General features: G+C 37.0%; 2 protein-coding genes. Both read left to right on the top strand.

Annotated elements, in window-relative coordinates; genetic code table 11:
- Window positions 1-135: YheU family protein (locus EII42_RS13915; protein ID WP_199729901.1), on the top strand; the 135-nt coding region annotated here is incomplete at its 5' end.
- 12 nt (window positions 136-147) lie between these two features.
- The coding region (locus EII42_RS12455; RefSeq protein WP_125172433.1) for a cyclic nucleotide-binding domain-containing protein at window positions 148-378 on the top strand (231 nt) is incomplete at its 3' end.

The following is a 378-nucleotide window of genomic DNA, read 5'->3' as shown; positions in this document are numbered from 1 at the left end:
ACTGAACTTTCTTTAGCAGAAAAAAGAGAAAATCTATTCAACAGTATTCGTCAAGGGAAGGCGGTGCTCGTTTGGTCTGAGTTACATCAATCCATTGATATTAAAGATAAAATGGATTTTTTTAATGGAAAATAATCGGGGGATTTTATGTTAGAACAACAAGGACAGCAATCACAACCTATGGATCCGACATTGGAGTGGTTCCTATCTCATTGCCATATTCATAAATATCCAGCGAAAAGTTCCCTTATTCATGCCGGAGAAAAGGCTGAAACCCTATACTATTTAATTAAGGGATCTGTGGCTGTGATGGTAAAAGATGAGGAAGGCAAAGAAATGATTTTGACCTATTTAAGTCAAGGCGATTTCTTTGGCGAA

Origin of the sequence: Tessaracoccus sp. OH4464_COT-324 (assembly GCF_003932855.1) — a bacterium.
Lineage (GTDB): Bacteria > Actinomycetota > Actinomycetes > Propionibacteriales > Propionibacteriaceae > Arachnia.
Note: the sequence above shows the minus strand (reverse complement) of the source record. Positions and strands in the feature narration are given on the sequence as shown.